Annotated in this window: 17 protein-coding genes; 7 read left to right on the forward strand and 10 right to left on the reverse strand. The window is 37.6% G+C overall.

Translation table 11 applies throughout. From position 1 onward, the window contains the following. The first annotated feature begins 42 nt into the window (after positions 1–42). The gene (locus tag FLUTA_RS10215; RefSeq protein WP_013686797.1) at positions 43–801 is read left to right on the forward strand and encodes a hypothetical protein; all 759 of its coding nucleotides are present in this window, start codon (positions 43–45) and stop codon (positions 799–801) included. Continuing rightward, positions 802–2,007 carry a 3-deoxy-D-manno-octulosonic acid transferase gene (locus FLUTA_RS10220; RefSeq protein ID WP_013686798.1) on the forward strand — a complete coding sequence of 402 codons (1,206 nt, stop codon included), beginning with the start codon at positions 802–804 and terminating at the stop codon, positions 2,005–2,007. It abuts the gene before it with no gap. Between the two features lie 204 nt (positions 2,008–2,211). Here the strand turns inward: FLUTA_RS10220 and FLUTA_RS10225 are convergent, their stop codons facing one another. Further along, complete coding sequence (locus tag FLUTA_RS10225; RefSeq protein WP_013686799.1) at positions 2,212–2,895, reverse strand: LOG family protein; 684 nt, start codon at positions 2,893–2,895, stop codon at positions 2,212–2,214. 401 nt (positions 2,896–3,296) lie between these two features. On the opposite strand from FLUTA_RS10225, the gene FLUTA_RS20780 reads away from it, so the two are divergent. The 4 genes from FLUTA_RS20780 to FLUTA_RS10245 all read left to right on the forward strand — a co-directional run bounded on the left by FLUTA_RS20780 (position 3,297) and on the right by FLUTA_RS10245 (position 12,375). Next, the gene (locus tag FLUTA_RS20780; protein ID WP_013686800.1) at positions 3,297–8,606 is read left to right on the forward strand and encodes a T9SS type B sorting domain-containing protein; all 5,310 of its coding nucleotides are present in this window, start codon (positions 3,297–3,299) and stop codon (positions 8,604–8,606) included. A gap of 2 nt (positions 8,607–8,608) precedes the next feature. Next, on the forward strand, positions 8,609–9,541 hold the full coding sequence (locus tag FLUTA_RS10235; RefSeq protein ID WP_013686801.1) for a PorP/SprF family type IX secretion system membrane protein: 933 nt from the start codon (positions 8,609–8,611) through the stop codon (positions 9,539–9,541). 2 nt (positions 9,542–9,543) lie between these two features. Beyond that, entirely contained in the window at positions 9,544–11,748 is a 2,205-nt protein-coding gene (locus FLUTA_RS10240; protein ID WP_013686802.1) for an OmpA family protein, read from the forward strand. A 144-nt stretch (positions 11,749–11,892) separates the two neighbouring features. Then, positions 11,893–12,375 carry a hypothetical protein gene (locus FLUTA_RS10245; protein ID WP_013686803.1) on the forward strand — a complete coding sequence of 161 codons (483 nt, stop codon included), beginning with the start codon at positions 11,893–11,895 and terminating at the stop codon, positions 12,373–12,375. A gap of 87 nt (positions 12,376–12,462) precedes the next feature. Here the strand turns inward: FLUTA_RS10245 and FLUTA_RS10250 are convergent, their stop codons facing one another. The 8 genes from FLUTA_RS10250 to FLUTA_RS10285 form a co-directional block, all read right to left on the reverse strand. Next, the gene (locus FLUTA_RS10250; protein ID WP_013686804.1) at positions 12,463–13,752 is read right to left on the reverse strand and encodes a T9SS type A sorting domain-containing protein; all 1,290 of its coding nucleotides are present in this window, start codon (positions 13,750–13,752) and stop codon (positions 12,463–12,465) included. A gap of 200 nt (positions 13,753–13,952) precedes the next feature. Further along, on the reverse strand, positions 13,953–16,802 hold the full coding sequence (gene uvrA / locus FLUTA_RS10255) for an excinuclease ABC subunit UvrA (protein ID WP_013686805.1): 2,850 nt from the start codon (positions 16,800–16,802) through the stop codon (positions 13,953–13,955). Between the two features lie 24 nt (positions 16,803–16,826). After that, positions 16,827–17,753 (reverse strand): lytic transglycosylase domain-containing protein, encoded by a 927-nt coding sequence (locus FLUTA_RS10260; protein ID WP_013686806.1) that lies wholly within the window; start codon positions 17,751–17,753, stop codon positions 16,827–16,829. 34 nt (positions 17,754–17,787) lie between these two features. Beyond that, complete coding sequence (locus FLUTA_RS10265; RefSeq protein ID WP_013686807.1) at positions 17,788–18,852, reverse strand: MraY family glycosyltransferase; 1,065 nt, start codon at positions 18,850–18,852, stop codon at positions 17,788–17,790. Between the two features lie 6 nt (positions 18,853–18,858). Next, positions 18,859–19,407, reverse strand: a complete 549-nt coding sequence (gene rfbC / locus FLUTA_RS10270) for a dTDP-4-dehydrorhamnose 3,5-epimerase (protein ID WP_013686808.1) — start codon at positions 19,405–19,407, stop codon at positions 18,859–18,861. Positions 19,408–19,475: 68 nt separating this feature from the next. After that, positions 19,476–21,839 carry a GumC family protein gene (locus FLUTA_RS10275; protein WP_013686809.1) on the reverse strand — a complete coding sequence of 788 codons (2,364 nt, stop codon included), beginning with the start codon at positions 21,837–21,839 and terminating at the stop codon, positions 19,476–19,478. Position 21,840: 1 nt separating this feature from the next. Next, the gene (locus tag FLUTA_RS10280) at positions 21,841–22,533 is read right to left on the reverse strand and encodes a polysaccharide biosynthesis/export family protein (protein ID WP_043023765.1); all 693 of its coding nucleotides are present in this window, start codon (positions 22,531–22,533) and stop codon (positions 21,841–21,843) included. Between the two features lie 67 nt (positions 22,534–22,600). Continuing rightward, on the reverse strand, positions 22,601–23,779 hold the full coding sequence (locus tag FLUTA_RS10285) for a glycosyltransferase (protein ID WP_013686811.1): 1,179 nt from the start codon (positions 23,777–23,779) through the stop codon (positions 22,601–22,603). A 162-nt stretch (positions 23,780–23,941) separates the two neighbouring features. Between FLUTA_RS10285 and dacB the strand changes: the two genes are divergently transcribed. Then, positions 23,942–25,423: a D-alanyl-D-alanine carboxypeptidase/D-alanyl-D-alanine endopeptidase gene (gene dacB / locus FLUTA_RS10290; RefSeq protein WP_013686812.1), complete on the forward strand. Its 1,482-nt coding sequence runs from the start codon at positions 23,942–23,944 to the stop codon at positions 25,421–25,423. On the opposite strand, the gene FLUTA_RS10295 is transcribed toward dacB, so the two are convergent. Further along, positions 25,398–25,706, reverse strand: a complete 309-nt coding sequence (locus FLUTA_RS10295) for a hypothetical protein (protein ID WP_013686813.1) — start codon at positions 25,704–25,706, stop codon at positions 25,398–25,400. The genes dacB and FLUTA_RS10295 overlap by 26 nt on opposite strands. Between the last annotated feature and the right edge of the window lie 9 nt (positions 25,707–25,715).

The raw sequence follows: 25,715 nt of genomic DNA on the forward strand, positions 1-25,715 counted from the left end.
AATTGCTCTAATAAATCGTTATTTTTGAACGACATAAAAAAGATGAGAAACGCAGGAATAATTTTTTGTTTCATACTCTCCAGCTTCTTCGGATTTGGCCAGAGAAACATTCGTGATAGCGCCATTGCTACACCTTGGATTGCTGTTCATTATGGATTAAATGCTCCTGGAGGAGATTTGAAAGAACGTTTTGGATTAGTGAATCACCTAGGCGCGATGGCTGGATATAAAACTTCCAAAAATTGGGTCTATGGCTTAGATGGAAACTTTATGTTTGGGAATCAGATAAAGATTCCAGATATGTTTTCCCATCTAACAGATTCATACGGACAAATTACGGATGTAAATGGTGATGTAGCTATTGTAGTAGTGACAATGCGCGGTTTCAATTTAAATGCAATGGTTGGCAAGGTTTTTCCAGTTTTAAGTCCAAATAAGAATTCTGGAATTTACATACATGGCGGAGTTGGTTATATGCAATATAAGGCACGTGTAGAAACTCAGGATCAAGTAATTCCAACCCTCGAAAAAAAATACAGAAAAGGATATGACAGGTATACAACGGGTGTTAATTTTCATCAGTTTGTTGGATATGCTTTTATGGCGAATCAAGGATTTTTGAATTTCTATGGAGGGTTTTATATCCAAGAAGGACTCACTTACAATCGAAGAGAAATCTTTTTTGATCAACCCGATATTCCAGTTTCTAAAGCGCAACGGTTAGATTTACAATACGGCTTTAAAGTAGGTTGGTTCATTCCTGTTTATAAAAGAAAACCGAAAGATTTTTATTTCGACTAAATGAGGATATTTTACGGTTTTGGGATTCGTTTTTTTTATGCCGTCATGTGGCTCGTATCTTGGTTTCATCCAAAAGCGAAGAAATGGATTCTAGGACGACGTGTTTCGATTGATTCGTACAATATTCCCAAAGAGAAAGAAGTTGTTTGGTTTCACTGTGCGTCTTTAGGGGAATTTGATCAAGGACTTCCTGTAATGAATGCCTACAAAGAAGCTCATTCCGATTCATTTTTGTTGGTCACTTTTTTCAGTCCTTCGGGAATAGAATTTTACAACAAGCGTGATCATCAGGTCGATTTAGCTATGTATTTGCCTTTAGATACAAAAGTAAAAGCCGAAAAGTTCATTGCTCATTTCAATCCCCGAATGGTATTTTTTGTGAAGTATGAATTTTGGTACAATCACCTGAAATGCGCGCGAAGAAATGGTGCGAAAATCTACGGAGTTAGCAGTTTGTTTCGACCAAGTCATCGTTTTTTTAAATGGTATGGTGGATTTTTCAGAAAAGCGCTGCGATTATTTGATCATTTTTACGCCCAAGATATTCGTTCCAAGGATTTATTGAATAGTATTGGAATAAATCAAGTTACAGTTACTGGTGATACGCGCTACGATAGAATGATAGCCGTAAAGGATCAAATTCAAGAAAATGAAATCATCCGCTCTTTTGTGGAAGCAAAGCCTGTTTTGATTTTGGGGAGTTCTTGGATCATTGACGAAGAAATTTTAGTTCCTGCATTGTCTGAAATGCGTAAGAAATATAAGCTAATTATTGCTCCACATGATATCTCTGAAAAGCATATTGAGCAAATTTCCGCAGAGTTTGATTTTGATTTGGAACGCTATACTAATTTCCAAAATTTGGGAAAAGACATCCTCATTTTAGATACGATTGGCCAATTAACAAATGCTTATCACTATGCTGATTTAGCATATATCGGAGGAGGATTTACAGGTAAATTACATAACATCTTAGAGCCCGGAGCTTTTGGGATTCCCATTTTTTTTGGACCAAAATACGCGCGTTTTCCAGAAGCTCAATTGTTCCTGGATCACGGTGTGGCTTATACAATCGAAGATAGTTTCAGTTTTGAAAAAGCAGTGGAGGATGCACTTGGAAAAAGAGCTCAAATCAATGAAAAACTTGCAGAGATTTTTGCACGAAATCAAGGAGCAGCGAAGAAGATTATTAGTTCGTTAAGCTAAACCACATAGAAACATAGCACATATAGAAGATATGTTAGTCATGTTCTTTCCAGATTTATAAAGCTATGTAGTCTATGTTTGTCTAGGGAATAACTTGGTTGAATAGGGTTGACGGTTTTTAATCACGCCATTCTCCCTCAATGTCTTTTAGAAACATTAAAAACTATGTGACCTATGTTTCTATGTGGTTCACTAAAATAGATCTTAAAAGTTGGGACTCAGATCGTGTGTTTTGTAGAAATCTTCGATGTATTTCACCGCTTCGTCTGCCGTATCAACGATTGTTAAGAAACGCATGTCTTCTGGATGGATATTGTTCTCTTTTTCCAACATCACTTTTTGAACCCATTCTACCAAACCAGTCCAATAATCTCGACCTACCAATACAACAGGTCTTTTGGTGATTTTCTTAGTTTGAATTAAAGTGATTGCTTCAAACAATTCATCCATTGTTCCAAACCCTCCAGGGAGGACGACAAATCCTTGCGAATACTTCACGAAAATAACCTTTCGCACGAAGAAATAATCAAAATTTAGTAGGCTTCCTCGATCCACATATTTATTGTGAAATTGTTCAAAAGGAAGGTCGATATTTAATCCAACAGATTTCCCCCCTGCTTGATGTGCACCTTTGTTTCCAGCTTCCATAATTCCTGGACCACCACCAGTGATGATTCCATATCCTGATTTCGCCAATTTTTCACCAATCTCTACACTTAATTGATAGTATTTGTTTTCATCCTTGGTTCTAGCTGAACCGAAAATCGAAATACACGGACCAATTTTGGCCATTCGCTCGTATCCCTCTACAAACTCAGACATAATTTTAAAAATTGCCCAGCTATCGTTTGTTTTTATCTCGTTCCAGTCTTTGCGTAGTGCGTTCATGTGTCTATTTTGAGGCAGAAAACTGCATTTCTGTAAAAATAACTTACTAATACCAATGATCGATTTGCTGGTATATTAATTATGAACGTTTCGAAGTTTAAAAGCAATAGAAGAAGCAAAAAATCCTGAATCACCGCAAATTATTTCAGTTTTATATGTAATAAAATGAAAATTATAGTTTTAGTTCTAATTAACTGATAATTAGTAGTTAATATAGATTGCTTTTATTCAAATTTTAACAAAAATCATCCAAATGATTAAAATTTTTTGTTAAAAATTTGGAAATGTTAAAATTTAATTTTAACGTTGAATAACTTAATTACGACTATTCATTGCGAAGAGTGTCATCGTTGGTTCAACATGATATATTCGAGTAATAAAAGTCGATAAAAACTATTTATATGACCAATATTTACTCGAATCGAGCTAGGATTCTTATGTCCTTCTTGTTTAGCTCTCTTTTCGTTGTAGCATCTCTTGCGCAGTGTCCCGGATCCAATACGGGTTATATCAATGCCCAAGTCAGTTTGAATAATGCTGCTGGAGGAACAGACCCTTGGAACAATCCTGGAAATGCACTAACTGATAATAACAGTTATGCCACTATGACCAATGCAGCCTTATTGATTGGAGGAACCGTTAGAAGTTCCAATTTTTTGGTCTTCAGGAATCTAAACTTAAATATTCCGGTAAACGCACAAATTTGTGGTGTTCAAGTGGAAGTAAGAAAATTAAGTTCAGATAACTCTGGTTCAAATTGGACCCGCGATTTGGATATTCGGTTGTTAAAAAACAATCAAATTACAGGAACGAATCATGCAAATACAGGTGTCAATTGGCCAACAAGTGAAACAGCATTTACTTACGGAACCAATTCCGATTTATGGGGAACAACTCTGAATGGCATGGAGGTTAGCAGCAATGGCTTTGGTGTTGCAATAGCTGCGGAATCAAGAGCTGCGGGGTTGTTACTTCCAACGGTTATTTCATACATTGATGCAGTTCGTATCAGAGTTTACTATTTTGTTCCATTAAGCGATTCAGATAATGATGGTATTCAAGATGTATCAGATATTGATTGGGATGGAGATGGAGTTGCAAATAATGCGGAATTGTTGCCTTGTACTGCAACATCTACTTTACCACTAACTGCTCAATCAGATCCAACGTTGTTTTATCCAACTATATCGGGTGTTTGGGCAAATATGATTAGTAGAAATACAACAGGTGCGGGAATCGTAAATTTTAACATCTCTGAAAATTATTCTGCAGTAACTGGTTTGGAAGTTTACACCGAACAAGATGTTACTGCTGCAATCGATCAATCAGTTCAAGTACTTCGTTTTAGCCAACCAGTTAGTAATCTATCGTTCAAGCTTCAAGATATTGACATTGCAGCAGGTCAATTCCAAGACCGGATTACTGTAAATGCCTATTCTTTTGGACAATTATATCAATTGACAGCTGCGGATTATACGATTGGATCTGGAAATTTTAACTCCTTTACTGGAAGTAATAGATTTCTTGGTTTAGTAGCTATGGATAACACCGAGTTAAATGGAACCATTACCGTGAATATTCCAGTTCTAGTCGATTCTGTTCGATTTGTTTATGATAACCTAGATGCAGGTCTTGGAAATCAGGGATATGGACTTGGTGAAATAAAATTCTGTTCTCCAGTAGCTTCTTCACAAGACTTTGACAATGATGGAAAACCAGATTGGAAAGATCAGGATTCCGATAACGATGGAATTTTGGATTTGCATGAGTATCAAACTTCAGCTGGATTTATTCCACCAACAGGATCAGACTCGGATGGTGATGGATTAGACAATGCATACGATGTAAGTACTGGAGGAACATTGATTGTTCCAGTTAATACAGATGGAGCGGATAGCCCAGATTACATTGATTTAGATTCAGACAATGATGGGTTCTCCGATCAGTTGGAAGGAAATGATGCCAATCACAATTGTGTGGCAGATTTCAATCTTCTCAATATTGATACGGATAATGACGGGTTAGATAACGCGTATGACCCAAATAATGGAGGAACAACTGCTCCAAGACAAGATTCAGATAATGATGGTCTTCCTGATTGGAGAGAAAATACGGTTCCAACAACAGCAGCTGCTGGAAATGATCAAAGTGGATGTGGAACAACTTATACAATGGCGGCAAACGTGCCGGTTTCAGGTCAAGGTTATTGGACAGTAGCATCTGGAGCAGGTTCATTCTCTAACATTCATACTGCAACAGCAACAGTTTCTAGTTTGAATACGGGTGCGAACACCTATAATTGGATTATTTATACAGATGGTTGTCATTCGTCTTCCGATCAAGTTGTAATCAATCAAAGTACTCCAATCTCAACACCAAGCGCCATGAGTAATGGACCTTTGTGTGAAGGAGCTACTCTAAATTTAACAACATCTGCTGTCTTGAATGCTAGTTATTCATGGACAGGACCAAATAGCTTTACGAGTTCTTTGCAAAATCCTTCAATTTCAGCAATTACTGCGGCAGGTGCAGGAACTTACAATGTGACCGTTTCTGTTGCAGGATGTAGTTCAGCAGCAGGTAGCACATCTGTAACTATCAATCCAGCACCTATAGCGCCAGCAGCGTCAAGTAATTCACCTGTTTGTAATGGTTCTTCAATCAACCTAACGACACCAGGTATTATTGGTGCAACTTATCTTTGGTCAGGACCAAATGGGTTTAGCTCTACGCTTCAAAATCCAACTATTGGATCAGTAAATAGTATTCATGCAGGAACCTATTCCTTGCAAATTACCGTAAGTGGATGCCCTTCGATTACTTCATCAACAACGAATGTGATTGTAAATCCAATTCCAACAGGAGCTACAGCATCAAGTAATTCACCTGTTTGTCAGAATGGAAGTATCAATTTAGCAGCAACAACTGTTTCAGGAGCAACTTATTCTTGGACAGGACCTAATAGTTTTTCAAGTACAGATCAAAATCCAATTATTCCAAATGCACAAGCAGTGAATGCTGGATCTTACTCTGTGACTACAATTGTCAATGGATGTAGTTCAACAGCAAGCGCAACTTCTGTTGTCATTAATCCGAGTGCAACAATCGCATTAGGAACAGTGTCTAATCCAACAACTTGTTCATCAACTGATGGAAGTATTCAAGTAACGGGTTCTGCAACGGGGAATTTAATTTGGACGGGTACTTCTTCAGGAAGTCAAATGGGAGTAACTCTTCCAGCGACCATTCCAAATTTGGGTTCAGGATCTTATAATATTTCACTGGTATTGGCATCAGGTTGTTCATCTAATATCTTGGCACAAACCCTTAGTGGACCAAGTGCACCAGCAACCCCAACAATCACACCTGGAGGTGCTACGACATTTTGCTCGGGAGGTTCAGTTGTTTTAACCTCTTCAGCAGCAACCACTTATTTGTGGTCAACGGGAGAAACAACTCAATCCATCAGTGTTTCTGCGGGTGGTTCGTATACAGTAACTGTAGGAAACGGATCAGGATGTGTAGCTACATCTTTAGCAACAGTGATTACTGTAAATCCAGCTCCATCAATGCCAATTATTATGGCTAGTGGACCAACAACATTCTGTACAGGAGGTTCGGTAACGCTCACTTCATCATCAGCAACTGGGAATACTTGGTCTACAACTGCAACAACACAGGCAATCACAGTTTCAACCTCAGGAACATATTCTGTAACTGTTTCTAATGGAACATGCAGCTCAACGAGTGTTGGAACAATTGTTACGGTAAATGCCCCACCATCAGTTCCAATAATTACACCTGGAGGCCCAACAACATTTTGCGCTGGAGGATCAGTTACTTTAACATCTTCCGCTCCATCAGGAAATACTTGGTCAACAACAGAAATAACTCCTTCCATCACTGTTTCTACGAGTGGTTCGTATACTGTGAGCGTTGGTTCAGGAAGTTGTACTGCTACGAGTGCTCCAACGATGATAACTGTTAATCCTGCTCCAGTAGCAACAATCACACCTGGGGGGCCAACTTCATTTTGTATGGGAGGATCAGTTACTTTGACAGCATCTGCAGGTACAAGTTATTTATGGTCATCTGGAGAGACAACGCAATCTATTACAGTTTCAACTTCAGGTTCTTATACGGTTACAGTCACATCTGCTGGTTGTAGCGCAACAAGTTCAGCAACTGTTGTAACGGTTAGTACTTCTCCAGCTGTACCAATAATTACTCCTAGTGGACCAACTACTTTCTGTTTGGGAAGTTCTGTCACATTGACTTCGTCAACTGGAGGTTCTTACCTTTGGTCGGATGGCTCAACAACGCAAGCAATTACGGTATCTAGTTCAGGATCTTATTCAGTAACGATTACAACAGGAGGATGTTCGGCTTCAAGTACACCAACTACTGTTACAGTAAATCCAACGCCACCAACACCAACAATCACTGCGGGTGGTCCAACCAATTTTTGTGCTGGTGATTCTGTTCAATTGACTTCTTCAACAGCTGCTAGTTACTTATGGTCGAATGGTGAAACAACGCAATCTATCTGGGTTCATTTAACTGGAACGTATACGGTTACGGTTTCAAATGGAACGTGTTCTTCACAAGCATCTTTACCAACTTCAGTTACTTTAATCGATTGTAATGTTGATACGGATGGTGATGGATTGACAGATTTTGAAGAGGTTACAGATACGGGAACAGATCCAAATAACCCAGATACCGATGGTGATGGTGTTTTAGATGGGGAAGAAGTGAATGGAGTAGACGATCCGTCAACACCTTATGTTGCTACAGGAACTTCAGACCCTCTTGACCCATGTGATCCAATTAATACAAGTCCAGCTTGTGATACAGATGGAGATGGATTGAATAATGGGGATGAAGCAACGAATGGAACAGATCCAACAAATCCAGATACCGATGGTGATGGATACACAGATGGATATGAAGTAACTAACGGATCAGATCCATTAGATCCATGTGACCCAAATAATATGAGCGTTGCTTGTGATAGTGATGGCGATGGATTGACAAATGGCGATGAAGCTACAGCTGGTACAAATCCAAATAATCCGGATACGGATGGAGATGGAGTATTGGATGGAGAAGAAGTTCACGGAGTTAATGATTCATCAACACCTTATACACCAACAGGAACTTCAAATCCTCTTGATCCATGCGATCCGCTACCAACAAGTGTTGCTTGTGATGGAGATGGAGATGGAGTATCAGATGATGATGAGGCTACAAATGGAACAAATCCAAATGATCCAGACACGGATGGTGATGGAGTATTGGATGGGGAAGAAGTTTATGGAATTGATAACCCTTCAACATCGTATGTTGCAACAGGAACTTCTGATCCGCTTAATCCATGTGATCCACTTCCAAATTCTCCCGCATGTGATTCAGGTACAGGTGGAATTGAGAGTGTTGTTGTTCCAGAAGGATTCTCGCCAAATGGAGATAACTCCAACGAGGTATTAATCATTCCTAATTTGAGTAATTATCCAGATCATTCCTTTAAAGTGTTTAATCGATGGGGAGCTGAAGTATATAAAGCAAGTCCTTACAATAATGATTGGGATGGGACTATGCAGGGTAAAATGGCAGTTGGGAAAGATGTTTTACCAGAAGGCACATACTTCTACATCCTTCAATTAAACGCAGATAAAATAATCAAAGGTTACATCTATTTAACACGATAACCATGAATAAGAGATTTATATTACTAGCATTGATTGTTTTAGGTTTTAATCAATTACATGCACAACAGGAAGCAGCATATACACATTACATGTATAACACATTAGTCATAAATCCTGCCTACGCAGGAAGTAGAGATGCGCTAACTTTCACAGCATTGGGGAGATTCCAATGGGTTGGTTTTAAAGGAGCTCCAACTACACAAACATTTACTGTTCATACACCAATTGCCAAAAAAAATATTGGTCTTGGTTTGAGTTTTACAAATGATAAAATTGGACCTACAAACAATACTTCGGTGGATGTAGATTTTGCATACAGGTTGAAATTATCCAGCAAAGCAAGGTTGTGTTTTGGGATCAATGGTGGATTTAATAGCTTTTCAGCGAATGTGAATTCTTTGACCTTGGCAGATCCGACGGATGCGGCATTTATGGAAAATAGGAGAGGAAAAATGCTTCCAAGTCTTGGGGCAGGAATTTACTTTCAACTACCTAATTTTTATTTAGGAGCTTCGGCTCCTTCCATTCTGGAGAATAATCTTTTTGCAACTGGGAGTAACAATTCAATGTCTATTTCTAAAGAGAGAAGACATTACTACATCATCGCAGGTGCTATTTTCACGATTTCTCCTTCTGTAAAATTTAAGCCTACAGTGCTTGGTAAGATTGTGCAAAACGCTCCTTTCCAATTGGATGTAACGGGAACGTTTATCTTAAGAGATTTGATAGATCTTGGAGTCATGTATCGCACTGGAGATGGAGTAGGAGCATTATTGGGTGTCCATATTTCAAAACAACTCTTATTTGGTTATTCGTTTGACTGGTCAACTGGTGTGCGAACTGGAAAATTCAATGGAGGAAGTCATGAAGTAATGCTTCGATATGATTTACTCTTTAATAATGATGGAAAAATTAAATCACCTAGATATTTCTAAAAATGAAAAAAACAATACTATTTGCTGCTTCATGCTTACTAATAAGTTGGGTATCAGCACAGGAAAAAAATGAAGTGATTGGAACAACTCAATTGAGCGATTACGATTACTATGCGTCTGTTAATTCCCTTGAAAAGGTAAAAGATAAAGATGCTGGAGTACTTCGAAAATTGGCAGTGGGGTATGATATGATTGGTAATTATCCGAATGCGGAAGCTTGTTACGCAACGCTTTGTAAGCGACAAGATCGTATTCCGAATGATCATCTGGAATATGCGCGTAGCTTGATGAAGAGTCAAAAATATAAGGAAGCAGAGGCACAATTGAAGATCTATTCTCAATTGAATCCGAAAGATAGTGAAATGGATCGTTTTGAATTATTGAACGAATCATTGGAAAAATACTCCGCTCAGGCAGCTACGATTAAAGTCCAAAATGCTCCGTTCAATACTGAGCAGGCGGATTTTGGCCCAGTAATCTACAATGGGAAATTGCTTTTTACTTCTTCCAGGAGAAAAAGTGAAGCTGTGAATCGTACCTGGCTCGGAAACCACTTGTCTTTCCTGGATTTGTATGTGGCAGATATCAATCCGTCGAATAATGACGTGACAAATATCCAACCGATTCCAAGTAAAAAGGTCAACAAGAAATACCACGAAGGTCCAGTAGCATTTTCTCCAGATGGAAAACAGGCGTATATCACCCGAAATAATTATGGGGATAAATCTATTGATGGAACCCGCCATTTCGCTTTGTATGTTTCCAATCTAGTAGGAGGAACCTGGTCTGAGCCTGAACCGGTCGTATTTAATAGCAACGATTACAGCGTGGGACATGCAACGTTTTCTCCAGATGGAAAAACGCTGTTTTTTGCTTCAGATATGCCTGGAGGAAAAGGCGGTGTGGATATTTACCGTTCCCGTTGGCAGGATGGAAATTGGTCAATCCCAGAAAATATGGCTTCAATCAATACCAGTAGTAACGAGATGTTTCCCTTCTTGCATGAATCAGGAGTTTTCTTTTTCTGTTCCGAAGGTTATCCCGGATACGGAGGATTGGATGTATTTATAGGACAGTACAAGGACGATGATTTTAGACAACTCCGAAATGTGGGGGCCCCTTTTAATTCTTCTGGGGATGATTTTTCGGTTTGGATGAACAAAGATGGACTTACCGGAATGATCTCTTCAAACAGAGCAGGAGGAAAAGGAAATGATGATTTGTATACCTTTTCGATGGAGAAACCCTTTGCTTTCGCACGTAATATTCATGTTTTAGCCAAAGATGAGAAAGGAAATAAACTGCCAGGTGTATTGATCAAAGTAAAAGATACTTCTGGAAAAGAATTGACAACACTCACTACCGATGCGAATGCAGAAGCAATTTATGAAAGTTCAGAAATAGGAGTTTTCAATTTTGATGGAATGAAAAAAGACTATTTCGAGTCACAAGGAAGAGCAGTTCTAACTGATGACTCACCAGAATCACTCAATACAGAACTGGTATTGGAGAAGGATCCAGGCTTCATGCTTTTGGTGCAAGTGCTAGACAAGAAATCAAGTACTGTTCTGGATAGTGTGAAAGTGACACTCATAAATAATATGACAGGTAAGGAAGAAGGCGTTTTCTATACGAATAAGGATGGTCAGATTAAACGACCGATTTACGACAAAAAGTTAAACGACCGCGTTTCCTACAACATCCGATTGGAGAAAAAGGGATATTTGCCGAAAGGAACGACTTACAATAAAGAGTTAACGGTTCCAGGGGTTTACGATGTGGCGAAAGACCTTTCCTTAAAGCTGGAAAAAATGGAAGTAGGAACCGATCTGGCGAAAGCAATTGATTTAAAACCTATTTACTTTGATTTGGCGAAATACGATATTCGACCAGATGCAGCAGTGGAATTGGATAAGATTGTGGCAATTATGAATGAATTTCCAACGATGGTGATTGAGCTTGGTTCCCATACGGATTGTAGAGGAACGGCACTTAAGAACTTGGAACTTTCCCAGAAACGGGCAGATGCTTCGGCAAACTATATCAAATCAAAAATTAAAGATCCGTACCGCATTGCAGGAAAAGGATACGGAGAAACAAAAATATTGAATGGTTGTAGTTGTGAAGGACCAAAAAAACAACCAAAATATACGGAGGCACAACATTCCGTGAATCGTAGAACAGAATTTCTGGTCGTGAAGATTTAATGCTTTTACCAATTTTGAAGAAAACTAAAAAGGCATTTGTCAACTGACGAATGCCTTTTTAGTATTAGTTTAAATGGGATTGTTTTTTGACTTAATACTGGATTAAACCAGGAGAGTTATCTTTACCATCAAAATCAGTACATCATGAACAAAGCAATTGCATTCGCAATCGTTGCAACGATTGGTTGCACCACATTTGTTTCTGCGCAGAGCGGAACAACAACTTCAACAACGGCTGTTCCTGCCGGAAAGGATCGCATTAGCCTTGCTGCTATTGAAATCAACGCTACGATGGTTGTACCCGTAGGAGTAAAAGCGATCGAAGAAACGTACAGCTATTACATTTCTGGAGCCAATTTTGTCATTTCTGTAGAGTCTGCATATGATATGACGCTCGAGAAATTGAAAGCGGAAATCGCTTCAAATCCTGACAAAAAGCTTGTTTCGACGAAAGCACATTCAGTAATTTACATGGAAAAGATGATGGGTAGAGAGATGGCGCATTTCGAATCGTATGTTGAGATAGACGGAAAACTATACCGCTTCTACGACAAACGTGTTACGCCTCTGACAATCGAGCAAGTAACGCCATTATGTGAAGCTGTTGAAACAATTCAACCGTTGTAGTAATCAGCTATAAATCCTTCGTTCGATAAAACAAAATGGGCTGTCTACTTTTAGACATCCCATTTTTGTTTTATTTTTTGAATTCCCTTATTTCACCATGATTTTTGATTGTATTTTTCTTTTTGTGGATTCGATTTCTAAAAAATACAATCCTTTAGATAAATCATTGCTTGAAAAATTTATTTTTTGATTTGCAGATAGAGGAAGTTCAGAGATGAGATTTCCAGACATATCAAATAAACGAACCGAAGTTACTTCCCCATTTAGTGTACTTAGATCAATAGTGCATTCCGTTTCCATAGGATTAGGATAAATACTAATAATTCCTTCAGGAATAGATTCAATTCCCAATTGACTATCAAAAGTTTCAAAATCGAAATAATCCTTGCGTGTGTGAAAGATCGTAGACGAACTGTCGGTAGCATATAGATTGGTTTGTTGAGTTAGATAATCGTTTTGATCGTATGTATAGGTATTTTCAAATTTATCCAAGAAATTCGAACTCCAATTATTAGTTACATTGTCCCAGGGTTCAATGACATCAAGAGTTAGATTTTGAAAAGAATCAAACTCAATGATGCGTCTGAAGCTGATTTCATAATTATTCGAGATATAATATTCACAGACATTCGTATTGCTTCCATTTAGACCATATGAATATGTTTCGCGATATTCTTCGTCCCAATTCATGGTAGTGCTATTCCAAAGAAATACGTTACATGTTGCCAGCGTATTGTCCGGATTATATGTTTTTATGAATTTTCTATAGTAAACAAATTGACTCCCACTCCAATTGGAAATGATTTGTTGAGTCATGTTATTGTTGTTATCATAAACGATATCAGAAAACTTTTGGTTTTCACGATATTCGATTACATTATCAATATATGCGAATTCAATTTTCTCTGTAATTTGATTAGAAGAGTTGTATTGATAAACATATTTGTATCCATAATAGATTTCCCAGTTTCCGGCATTGTAAATCGATCGCTCATGCAGTGTTTCATCGAAATGATCATTATAGGTAATTTGTGCTTTATTAGCTGGTTTCCATGTAATGGCTAAAGGATCGTAAATATCCCGTGTTTCACTAGTTAACTGGAACAGGTAGTCGTAGTTATGAAAGGTCCTTTCGGTATAATTTCCATTTGTCTGGCTGATGCTGCTTGTTACCTGCCCCTGCACATTATATTGGTATTCCGTTGAGTCAATAAATGCCCAGGCAGATCCGTTCCGCTCATAATTGTGCGATTTATGTGGTCTGTGAACGTTGATCTTGTTAGTGTTGTTCCCGGAAGGTTTTTTTGCACCGTCTTGTGCAAACTGGCTGAATCCGATTGCGGTGATGGAAAGAAGAGTAAGAAGAAGTTGTTTCATTTCGTTTTATTAAGTGATTTTGAAGGTGTAAAAGTAGCGAATTTGAATCAAAACGGCGAATCAAAGAATGAGAGCTTTTTTATTGAACCGCAAAGGGAAAAAGAAAAGAAGAATAGAGAGTATTTTAATCCTTAGCGCCCTTCTTTCTTTGCGGTTAAAATTTTACCTGCACGAAAAAAGGCGCTACCAGCGCCTTTTCTTTATTTCTTTTTCAAATCTTTCCTTAATTTCTCCATGTGATCGATTTCCTTCTTCAAATAGTTTGCTGTATGTGAAATCTCTGTGTATTTTTTAATGATTTCCTCTGGAGTTCCTGTACAAAGAATTTTTCCGCCTCCACGACCTCCTTCTGGACCAACGTCAATAATGTGGTCTGCTACTTTGACAATATCTAAATTGTGTTCAATCACTAAAACAGTATTTCCATCGTCTACCAATCGTTGCAGCACTTCAATTAACATGCGAATATCTTCAAAATGCAACCCTGTACTAGGTTCGTCCAAGATATAAATTGTATTTCCTGTTCCGCGTTTGGTGAGTTCTCCCGCTAGTTTAATGCGTTGAGCTTCACCACCACTAACGGTTGTGGAAGGTTGTCCTAATTTGATATAACCTAAACCTACAGAGTTCAACGTTTCTAAAACACGGTGAATTTTCGGAATGCTTTCGAAGAAAACGACTGCATCTTCAATGGTCATTTCCAATACATCATTGATGGATTTTCCTTTGAAACGAACCTCCAAAGTTTCACGGTTGTAGCGTTTTCCATTGCAGGTTTCACATTCTACATACACATCAGGTAAGAAATTCATTTCAATGACTTTCAATCCACCACCACCACATGTATCACAGCGCCCTCCAGCTACATTGAAAGAGAATCTTCCAGCTTTGTATCCGCGGATTTGTGCTTCGGGAAGTGCTGCAAACAAGGTGCGAATTTCAGTGAATACGTTTGTATAGGTTGCAGGATTGCTTCTTGGAGTTCTACCGATCGGACTTTGGTCAATTTCAATCACTTTATCCAAGTGTTCCAATCCTTCAATTTTTTTGTAGGGCATTGGTTTCTTCACCCCATTGTAAATGTGTGCGTTCAGAATAGGGTAGAGCGTGTGATTGATCAAAGTCGATTTCCCACTTCCGGAAACGCCTGTAACACAAGTCAATGTTCCCAACGGAATCGTTAAATCAACGTTTTGCAAGTTATTTCCAGTAGCGCCTTTTAGCACCAATTTTTTGCCATTTCCTTTTCGGCGTTTTTTTGGAATTTCTATTTCTAATTCACCTCTTAGATACTTTGTTGTAATAGAATCTTTCGAAATTAATTCATGGAATGGAGCAGCATTCATAATTTGTCCACCATGAACTCCAGCTCCAGGACCAATATCGACCACAAAATCTGCAGCTTCCATCATTTCACGGTCGTGTTCCACCACAATTACTGAATTTCCACCATCTCTCAATCGCTTCAAGGAATTAATTAAGCGGGTATTGTCTCGTTGATGCAAACCGATACTTGGTTCGTCTAAAATATAGAGTACATTCATCAATTCTGATCCAATTTGTGTGGCCAAACGGATACGCTGTGCTTCACCACCAGATAAACTTCTAGCTGAGCGATGAAGGGTTAAGTATTCTAATCCAACCTCTAAAATAAACCGAACGCGCGCACGAATTTCTTTTAAAATCTCTACTCCGATTAGCTTTTGCTCCTTGTTCAAGGAATCTTCAATATTTTCGAGCCAAGTGGCTAATTCCTGAATATCTAATGTAGCTACTTCCCCCAAGGTTTTTTCAGCAACTTTAAAATGAAGGGCTTCTTTTTTTAAGCGTGCTCCATGACATTCTGGGCAGGTTATTTTATTCATGAAACTTTGTGCCCAGCGTTGAATTCCAGCAGTACTTTCTTCCGCATGACGTGCCATGAAGTTTCCTAGGCCTTCAAATTGAATGTTCGAATCTTTGCCATTTTGTTCTAATCCTTCATTTCCATTCAAAATGACATGAATCAACTCATCTGGAAGATCTGAAATGGGAGTATTGATGGTATAACCTTCTTGTTGTAAGAACGATTCAATGCGCTCAAAAAACCAATTGCGCTTGTATTCTCCAATGGGAGCCAGCCCGCCTTTTTTGATACTTAATTTGGGGTCAGGAATTACTTTTTCGCGATCAATTTCTGATATTTCTCCCAAGCCAACACATGTTGGACAAGCTCCATAAGGTGAATTGAAAGAGAATAAATTGGGTTCTGGTTCTGGGTATGAAATTCCCGTTGTGGGGCACATGAGTAACCGCGAAAAATGGCGGGCTTGATTCGTTTCAAAATCTTGAATCATCATGCTTTTCCCGCCATGTTTCATTGCTGTAGTAATGCCGTCGTAAATGCGTTTTCGGTCATCTGCTTTTACTAGGATGCGATCAATAACAATCTCGATATCGTGAATTTTGTAGCGATCCAAACGCATTCCTTTTTCAATTTCTTGAATTTCGCCATCGATTCGAACTTTGGAATAACCCATTTTGCCAATTTGCTCGAAAAGCTCTCTGTAGTGTCCTTTTCGTCCTTTAATTTTTGGAGCAAGAATCAATACTTTTTTTCCTTCAAACTGCTCAATGATTAAATCAGTAATCTGATCGTCTGAATATTTCACCATGCGTTCGCCAGTCTCATACGAATAGGCAGTTCCAATTCGGGCATACAACAAACGCATGAAATCGTAAATCTCTGTAATGGTGCCAACGGTAGAGCGTGGGCTTCGAGAAACTGTTTTTTGTTCGATCGAAATTACGGGACTTAGACCATTGATTTTATCCACATCTGGGCGTTCCATTCCACCCAAAAATTGCCTTGCGTAAGAAGAGAATGTTTCAATATATCGGCGCTGACCTTCTGCAAAAATGGTATCAAATGCCAAGGATGATTTTCCACTTCCGCTTAAACCGGTAAAAACAACCAATTTGTCCCGTGGAATTTCTAAATGTACGTCTTTTAAATTATGCTCTCGGGCTCCGTAAACTTCGATTGTTTTTGTTTGTTTGTCAAGACTCATGTCAAAAATGTGTAATCTAAAATATTAATTGTAAGCGTTGTAAGGTTTGAGGTTTTCAGAAGCTGCTGGCAGAATAAGGGTGAATTTTTTTCCGCCTTTCAGGGTCAATTTTGTTGTTTTCAACCACGGATTTAATTTACGAAGAATTTTGATATTGAAGCCTTGATCATTTGCCCAAATAGAAAGGTTTGGGATTGTTTCATTCACAATTATTTTTTGGATGTGAAATGGTTCATATAATTCCATCTTATCTGGATAATATCCGTAAGCTTCCGGATTTTCATAGATTAATTTGGTGGCCAGTAATCTAAAAACGTATCTTCCAGTTTCGCTATTTTGATACGTATCGAAATAATGTTCGGTTCCTTGCCATTTCATATCTTCTAAAACGCCACCAACTCCTCTGTTGTAAGCTGCGGTGGTCATTACCCAATCATTTAATGTTCTTTGCGCATCTTTCAAATAGCGACAAGCGGCATGCGTGCTTTTTTCAATGTTTAATCGCTCGTCAATTTCGGCATCTATTTCGAGATCGTATAATTTAGCTGTTGTAGGCATAAATTGCCAAAATCCCTGTGCTCCAACGGGAGAAATGGCTTGTAGCAAGTTGCTTTCAATAATTGCCAAGTATTTAAAATCATTGGGTACGCCTTCTTCTTTGAGAATGCGCTCGATTTCTGGAAAATAACGATTTGCTCGTTTCATTGCGCCCACCCAAGCACTTTGATAATATGCTGTCATGAGAACTTCTCGGTCTAGCCGCTCGCGCAAATCTTCATCTTGCAAATTGATGGTGATACCAGCAAATTCCATGCTTTGAGGTAAATCTGGAAAAACAACAGCTGACGAAGCAAGCACTTCTTGGCGCTTAGCCTCTTTTTTTTTCTGTACAGTTTCGTTCTGGCAAGCAGCCAGAAATCCAACAAGGAGTAAAAGGAATATCTTATTCATGCAATGCGATTAAAGCATTACAAAATTAAGCAATCTACTTCTTGTGTATAAGTGTGTTACGATATAAAACTAAAAATACTGCAAAAAAGTAGCTTGTTAGGAATAATGCCATCCATAAATTTCCCATCTTGGCAAAGATTACAGACAATAGAGTAACTAAAGTAGCCATGAAACCAATTCCTAAAAAGACGATCCAAACTTGTTTGTCATTTAATCCAGAATAAACCAAATGATGTGTTGTATGATCTTTTCCTCCGACCATTGGATTTTTGCCTTTTTTCAATCGATTGATTACAACAGTTAAAGTATCAGCGATGGCAGGTGTAAAGGCGATTAATGTAATTGCTCCACCAACAAGTGGGTTTAACTGAACCGTTTTTCCTACATTCCACAATTCATGAACAGAAAAAAACGCTACAAATAATCCGATGAATTGACTTCCTGCGTCTCCCATAAATAATCGGGAAGGATGCAGGTTGTAGATTAAAAAACCAATAATTGCTCCAATTTGGATAAGTATTGTCAATGTCCAAATATTCATGTTCCAATCAAACAAAATAATGTTTGTTCCCAAACAAGATAGAAGTATGAATAATGAAGTGGTGCCTGAAATACCATCCATATTGTCGAGCATGTTTAACGAATTCATGATTCCAACTACCCATGTGATTGTAATGAGGGCATTTATCCATGGAATAGCTGTTAGTTCAATAATCGTATGTGACAAAACTAGAATAATCCCACACAAAATTTGGACAAATAATTTCATGAAAGGCTTTGTATTATAAGCATCATCTGCTAAGCCCATAATGAAAGAAAGTGTTCCAGCGGTCAGGAGCCCAACAAATTGTCGATTCTGAAAAATGTTTTCGCTATTAAAAATGATCGAATAGGCAACGGTTCCGAAGATAAAAGCAACGAAGAAACCAATTCCTCCTAAAGATGGTTTTGATTCATTGGACCAACGAACAGTAACATCGTTTTTATTCCGAATTCCTAAACTTTGTGAAAACCGCAGCAATATACCGTTCGAAACATAACTCATAATAATCCCGAATAGTAGGAATCCCAAACAAGCTAAAATCAGTTCATAACTCATAAAACACTATTCAAATGGAGAATTAAAATCGGCGAGTAATATTCCCAACTTATCTTTATCCGATAAGATAGGATTCATTTCTTGCCATTGAATAGTTAACGCAGGATCATTCCAAAGGATGCTTCCTTCACTGCTTGGATTATACCAATTGGTACATTTATATTGAAAAATAGTATCCTTTTCTAAGGTCACAAAACCATGTGCAAAACCAGCGGGAATATAAGCTTGCATTTTGTTTTCAGCACTTAAAACAAATGAAACATGTTGACCATAAGTGGGTGAGTTTTTGCGAATATCCAATGCAACATCTAGAACACTGCCTTGAACTACTCGAACTAACTTACCTTGAGCATGGGGTGGGGCTTGAAAATGCAATCCTCTGAGCACACCTTTTGCTGATTTTGATTCATTGTCTTGTACAAAATTAATTTCTGCACCTATAAATTCATTGAATTTTTGTTGATGAAATGATTCGAAGAAGTATCCTCTGTCATCACCAAATATGGTTGGTTGAATGAGTAGTACATCAACAATTGCTGTTCGTTTAAATTCCATTTATTTCTTCGGTTTTAATTCTTCTATTTCCTTCAGCTTACCTGTCTTTTCAGACATAGCTTCAGTCTTCAAGAGCTTCGCCCCTTCTTCTTCTTTTTATTTTCCTCTTCGTAGTAACCTTGTCCATAGCCGTAACCATATCCATAGCCGTATTTTCCTTTGAAATTTTTTGTTCCGTTTAGGATAATATTGAGATGACTAATTTGATTCATTTCGAATAATTCACGCACTCTTCCTGCAAAAATTCGTTTCGAATAATGAGCTTTAAAGATGTAAATTGGAATGTCTGCTTTTGCAAGGATTTGAACACCATCAGTAACCAAACCAACTGGTGGATTGTCAATTATAACGATATCATATCGAGATTTCAGCTCTTCCAAAATTTCAAAAAACGAATCACTTAAAATCAATTCGGAAGGATTTGGGGGAATCGGTCCAGCGGTAATAAAATCAAGGTTGTCAATTTCGGATTTGCGGATACAGGAATCTAATTCTGCTTGTTTGACAATTAAATTACTAATTCCTGCCTCATTGGAAACGTTTAGTCCAAGGTGTACTTTTGGTTTTCTTAAATCAAGGTCGATAACAATTGTCTTCTTTCCTGAAAGCGATATTATTCCAGCTAAGTTAAGTGCGACAAATGTTTTTCCTTCACCAGAAATTGAGGATGAAATAGCGATTACTTGCGCATTTGGATTGACAAAACTTAGATTTGTTCGAATATTCCGCATGGATTCCGCTAAAATAGATTTTGGACTACTGTGAACCATCAATTGACTGTATTCTGAAGTTTCTTTTAATTGCGGAATATTTCCAAGAATGGTTATTTTATCAGGTAGTAGATTTTTCAAATCTTCAATGGTGTTTATTTCATTGAAGGTGATGTATTTTATGAAAAGAAAGCCAATACCAAAAACAAATCCAATAAAAATAAATGATGCATAAACCATTTTTCTATTCGGACTAAAGGGTATTGAGCTTAAAGACGCTTCATTTAAAACCCGATTACTTGAAGTATATCCTGCATTGGAAATAGAATACATGACTTTTTTTTCTGTCAAAAGTGTATAGTATTTTTCGTTTAAATCTTGAAGTGATTTTAATCGATTGTACTCCATTTTCTTTTGAGGAAGTTTGATGTACTCTCCTTCAATTTCTCCGATCTTTCCACTAATAACTTGAACTTGTGATCGAATTCTCTCTTGAATCACTTCGATACTTCTTCGAATATATTGGATCTTCGATTGAATGCGTGTATTGAGATTCTTTAATTCGGAATTGTTTTCAGTAACATTCGTTAATAGTTCTTCTTTTCGCTCCAATAGGGTGTTTAAATCGGTAATTTGTTTTGTTAAAGATGATTCATAACTTTTTCCAAGCATTTCCGGAATAAGCCTGTAAATATCTAGTCTATTTGGTTCTGTCTTTAATTTCGAATTCACAACTTTCAATGTCGTTAATTCATTTTCTAAATCAAAAAGAATATCTTGAAACTTGTCCATGTTTTCAGAAAGTGATCCACCAGTACCTTCAGGGTCTGTTAGATGGGATTTCCGTTGAAAATCGGTCAAGCTATCTTTTGAGTCTTTTAATTCTCCAGAAATAGAATCGAGCTGAATTTGAATAAATGCAAGAATGTTATCAGCACCTTTGCGTTTCATTTCTTCGTCGTAATTGAAAAACGTCAAAGAAACCGATTTAATGATGTCCCGACATAATTCAGGGTTGTTTCCAGTATATCTAAGTTCAATCGTTTTGGCATTGGCATCCACTGGATTGACTTCTAAGTTTGAAATTAATCGAGCTGCTAGGTTTTTCTGATTGTTGAAAGTAAAGTAGAGATCATTTGAGACATCCTCCTGTTTGAGTGATTGCCAGTTATTCACCTTAAACCCAATTTCAAAATGAGAGGTCTTAATGGTTTGATTAATAGCTGAAACTTTCGAGTAATTCCTGCCAAGTAAAGAATAAGAAAGACGAATTTTACGATTCTCCAAGGTTTCAATCCATATTGGAATATCACAAAGACTGCTATCGCTCAGAGAGTAAGGTAAAATGGTGAACGTGTTTTGATGGTATTTCTCTTCCGTAAGAATTTTCCCTTTGGAAAAAACAGAAACATTCATATTCATTCTTGCAATTGTCATATCAAAGAGCAATTGAGAGCGGAGTAATTCTATTTCTGTAGAGATATCGATGCGTTTATTAATATTATCGATTTCTAATAATTGTTTCCCTTGATCTTTTTCAACTAATTGAATAAGGGTCGTCGAATCATAAACAGGTTTTGTGTATCGCAAATAGAAGAATGCAACACTCATGAAGAAGATAATCAATAATAAAACCCACCACCAATAACGGCGAAGAATTACTTGCGCAATAATTGGATTGTAGTCTTTATTGATGAATATGGATGTATTTGAATTATTCACGTTATTTTAAAGTTGTAAAAATGGTGATAATTACTAAAGCACTTGATATCAAAGAAACAATCGGAGCAACGACTTTGAGTGTTTCTTGAGCAACTTGTTCTTTTGGTTCGATGTATATAAAGTCATTGGCCTGGACAATCATATCGGCATACTTGAGACCTTCAATTTTTGACAAATCAATAATATACATGGTTCGAACATTGTTCACAATACGCATAATTTTCACTTTGTTTGCCTTTCCTCTTTCTGCAATACCCCCAGCTAATGCGATGGCTTCCATAAGTGTCGTATTGCTATTTTGGAGAGGAATTACGCGAGCGGCACTTCCATTTCCAGGAAAAACTATCACACGCTGATTGGTTAGTTTTACTTGAACAAAAGGATTGTTGTATCCATTTTTTTGTTCAAATAAATGTGCAAGAGTATCTTCACATTGCTTCACGGTAAGTCCAGAGACAGGAGTAGGACCTAAAATGGGCAAGTCTGCAGTACCATCTGGTCTTACTACATACTCAATGGTTTCTTTTGCAACAGCATCTTTATTCATACCCGCCATTTCATTGACGATTCGTTCACCATCATTGGTGTATAACATAAATGAAAAACGATCGTCTCTCGAAATTTGGTATTCTGCTACTGGCTTTAAAGGAATACTATCCTTTACTTCTTTTACACCTTTCGGAGAACGAAACATGAGGTTACTATTAATCCCGCAAGATTGCAAAAGCAACACACTTAATAGGAAGAAAAAAAGCAGGCTTTTATTTCTCATTTTTTCTAGTCTTTTCAATTAATTCTGCGTAATAATTCTCCATGTTTTTTACCAAAGTAGTATAATGGAATTTATCTCTTACGTAGTTCCAACCATTTTGTGACATTTTCATGCGAATTTCTTTGTTTTCAATCAATAATTGTAGTTTTTCACTGAATGGTTTCACCTCTTTTTTGGGTACAACAAACCCTGTTTCGCCTTCGAGTAAAATGTCTTTTACACCGCCTACATCTGTTGAAATCACAGGAACTCCACTTGCTTGTGCTTCGATCAGACTAACTGGTGTCCCTTCATTGTCTGAACTCAAACAAATAATATCCATTCCAGCATTAAAAACTGCAATATCTGTGATCCAACTGGTCAATTCTACGTGGATATCGTATTTATTTTCAAGCTCTTTTGCCCTTTCTTCAATCCTCCTTTTTTCTTGTCCATCACCAACGATGAAATACCGAGCTTTTACACCTTTTTCTGCGAGCGTTTCAATTACGTCTAAAAATAAGGAGTGGTTTTTTATGGGGGCCAATCGTCCAATAATCGCCACAGCTACTTCTTCCTGATTCAAATTCCACTTTTCTCTAGTTTTCATACGATTAGAGTCGCGGTTTTCGTGAAACTTCGTTAAATCAAATCCAAGAGGAATTACTTTGATTTTACTAGGAGTACAAATTTGATGAGTTGCGCTTAATTCTTCTTTTTGAATGGGGCTAATGGCTACAATTCCAGTTGAAATTTTAGCTAGACGCCGTTCAATTACTTTATAAATCCATGTTCTTGCTTTCCCGAAATAAGAGTGAAAAACATGTCCGTGAAATGTATGTACAATAACTGGAACTCCACATGCCTTCGCTGCTTTTCTTCCGAGTGCTCCAGCTTTAGCAGCATGTGTATGTACAATGTCAGGTTGAAATTCTTGAATAATTTGTTTGATTTTTTGATACGCCTCACGATCTGATTTGAAATTCGGAATTCGTTTCATTTCAGGAATCAAAATGGGCTTTACACCATATTCATCTAAAATATGCAAGGAATCGGATTCATCTTTTTCGGGCAAACCACCAACTAATAAAGTTTCATATTCTTCTGATATGAATTTCGTTAAGAAAGTAGCATTATAAGTTGGTCCACCAATGTTGAATCGATTAATGATTCTCAGCACTTTCGGCATTCGCGTTTACAGTTATTTTTTAGTCAAAATTACGGATAATCTCTAGAAAGGGTGCTTGAAATAATAATTGGATCCCGTGAAATGGAAAGTTTCCTGATTGATGTGTTCAAAAGTTTTTAATTGGCAGAAATTTTGCTTGAATAGATTATAGAACTTTATCGTATGGTTGAGTTAAAGCTTTCGTTACGAATTTTTGCAATCGGAATCCTGTTTTTTGCTGGAAAGAATGTTGGTTTTTCTCAAAACAGCATTCAAACAGCTATTGATGCATTTTCCTCGAATGCTTATTTCGCGAATGCTTCAATCAGTTTTACGGCAATGGATTGTTCAAATGGCCAAATACTAGCTTCAAAAAATCCAACCTTGTCTTTGTCTCCAGCTTCCACGACCAAATTATTTGCAACTGCAACCGCTTTTCAGTTACTCGGAAAAGATTACGCTCCTCAAACGCGCATTTATCTAGATGGAGAATTAAGTAAAGATGGGGTGTTGAATGGGAATCTTTGGATTCGAGGTGGGGGCGATGTAGCTCTTGGGAGTCGTTATTATAATGGAGATGGAAGAGAAAAAGAGTTCCTAGAAAAATGGGCGGATACGTTAATAAAACTTGGAATAAAGAAGATTAATGGAGCTGTTGTATCTGATGCATCGGAATTTGGATATGAAGGTGCACCTGATGGTTGGAATTGGGGAGATATGGGTAATTATTACGGAGCGGGTGCATCCGGACTTCCGATTTACGACAATATGCTCCGATACCATTTTCAGGTAGGGGCAAAAAGTGGAGCGAGTACTAATTTAACGGGAACGACACCAATCGTTGAAGGATTGCAATTTTCGAATTATATTAAATCTGGAGGTCAAGGAGACAATTCATACATATACGGCGCACCTTATTCTATGGATCGTTTTGGAACAGGGACATTGGGGGCTGGTCAAGGTCGCTTTACTGTAAAAGGAAGTTTGCCGGATCCAGAATTGACGTTTTCCCAAGAGTTTACAAAAATCTTAAAATCAAAAGGGGTACAGGTGAAAGAAACGGCATTATCTGCAAGAACTTTAGTCCAGCAATCAGCAACCACCCGATATTCGAACATGAAATTGTTCTTTTTGTATAAAGGAAAGACCCTAAATTCAATTGCTTGGTGGACGAATATGAAATCGGTTAATCTTTTTGCCGAAGAAGTGTTGTGTTGGATTGGTTATGGAACATCAGGAAACGGATCGATTGATAATAGTATTTCTCGAATGATGAATTATTGGTCAGGGAAAATCAATACTATCGGGTTGTATATTACCGATGGATCAGGATTATCTCGTAGCAATGCCATTTCATCGAAGCATTTTTGTGAACTATTGAAGTATATGAATAGCTCCAAGGAATTTAATGCTTTTTATGCAACATTACCAGTAGCTGGTGTTTCTGGGACGCTTTCTTCTGTTTGTAAAAACCAAGCAGGGGAAGGAAAAATTCATGCGAAAAGTGGTACAATGAAACGAATCAAAGCTTATTCAGGATATGCTGAAACGAAATCAGGAAAGCGCATTTGTTTTTCAATCATCATTAATAATTTCAATTGTTCGTCAGAATATACCGTCGAACAAATGGAGAAAGTGTTCAATGCAATGGTTCTTTCAGAGTAATCGGAACCCACGAAAAGGTAGAGTGGGAGAGGAATGAGATCCCACTTTTGAAAGTGCTTTTGGAGTCGAAATATAATCCCCATACTGCTTTAGCAAATCCCCCATCTTCTAAATTGGTAGATGAAAATTTACCAACAGGCATAGAATACATAGCTCCAAGAGTCGTAGTTTTTGTAACATGTTCAAATGGATTTTTGAGTTTAAGTTTACCTTCCTGAGCAAATGAATGATTGAATAAAAGTGTGGTAAATAGTGTTATTTGAATGATAGATTTTTTCTTCATAATCTAGCG

This window comes from Fluviicola taffensis DSM 16823 (assembly GCF_000194605.1).
GTDB lineage: Bacteria > Bacteroidota > Bacteroidia > Flavobacteriales_D > Crocinitomicaceae > Fluviicola > Fluviicola taffensis.

What these genes read in the sequence shown, in the direction of transcription:
- FLUTA_RS10240 (WP_013686802.1), top strand. Translation starts at nt 9,544, where the DNA reads ATGAAAAAAACAATACTATTTGCTGCTTCATGCTTACTAATAAGTTGG.
- FLUTA_RS10285 (WP_013686811.1), bottom strand. Translation starts at nt 23,779, where the DNA reads ATGCCGAAAGTGCTGAGAATCATTAATCGATTCAACATTGGTGGACCA.
- FLUTA_RS10280 (WP_043023765.1), bottom strand. Translation starts at nt 22,533, where the DNA reads ATGTTTCGTTCTCCGAAAGGTGTAAAAGAAGTAAAGGATAGTATTCCT.
- FLUTA_RS10215 (WP_013686797.1), top strand. Translation starts at nt 43, where the DNA reads ATGAGAAACGCAGGAATAATTTTTTGTTTCATACTCTCCAGCTTCTTC.
- rfbC (WP_013686808.1), bottom strand. Translation starts at nt 19,407, where the DNA reads ATGGAATTTAAACGAACAGCAATTGTTGATGTACTACTCATTCAACCA.
- FLUTA_RS10220 (WP_013686798.1), top strand. Translation starts at nt 802, where the DNA reads ATGAGGATATTTTACGGTTTTGGGATTCGTTTTTTTTATGCCGTCATG.
- FLUTA_RS10235 (WP_013686801.1), top strand. Translation starts at nt 8,609, where the DNA reads ATGAATAAGAGATTTATATTACTAGCATTGATTGTTTTAGGTTTTAAT.
- FLUTA_RS10245 (WP_013686803.1), top strand. Translation starts at nt 11,893, where the DNA reads ATGAACAAAGCAATTGCATTCGCAATCGTTGCAACGATTGGTTGCACC.
- dacB (WP_013686812.1), top strand. Translation starts at nt 23,942, where the DNA reads ATGGTTGAGTTAAAGCTTTCGTTACGAATTTTTGCAATCGGAATCCTG.
- FLUTA_RS10225 (WP_013686799.1), bottom strand. Translation starts at nt 2,895, where the DNA reads ATGAACGCACTACGCAAAGACTGGAACGAGATAAAAACAAACGATAGC.
- FLUTA_RS10265 (WP_013686807.1), bottom strand. Translation starts at nt 18,852, where the DNA reads ATGAGTTATGAACTGATTTTAGCTTGTTTGGGATTCCTACTATTCGGG.
- FLUTA_RS10250 (WP_013686804.1), bottom strand. Translation starts at nt 13,752, where the DNA reads ATGAAACAACTTCTTCTTACTCTTCTTTCCATCACCGCAATCGGATTC.
- uvrA (WP_013686805.1), bottom strand. Translation starts at nt 16,802, where the DNA reads ATGAGTCTTGACAAACAAACAAAAACAATCGAAGTTTACGGAGCCCGA.
- FLUTA_RS10260 (WP_013686806.1), bottom strand. Translation starts at nt 17,753, where the DNA reads ATGAATAAGATATTCCTTTTACTCCTTGTTGGATTTCTGGCTGCTTGC.
- FLUTA_RS10295 (WP_013686813.1), bottom strand. Translation starts at nt 25,706, where the DNA reads ATGAAGAAAAAATCTATCATTCAAATAACACTATTTACCACACTTTTA.
- FLUTA_RS20780 (WP_013686800.1), top strand. Translation starts at nt 3,297, where the DNA reads ATGACCAATATTTACTCGAATCGAGCTAGGATTCTTATGTCCTTCTTG.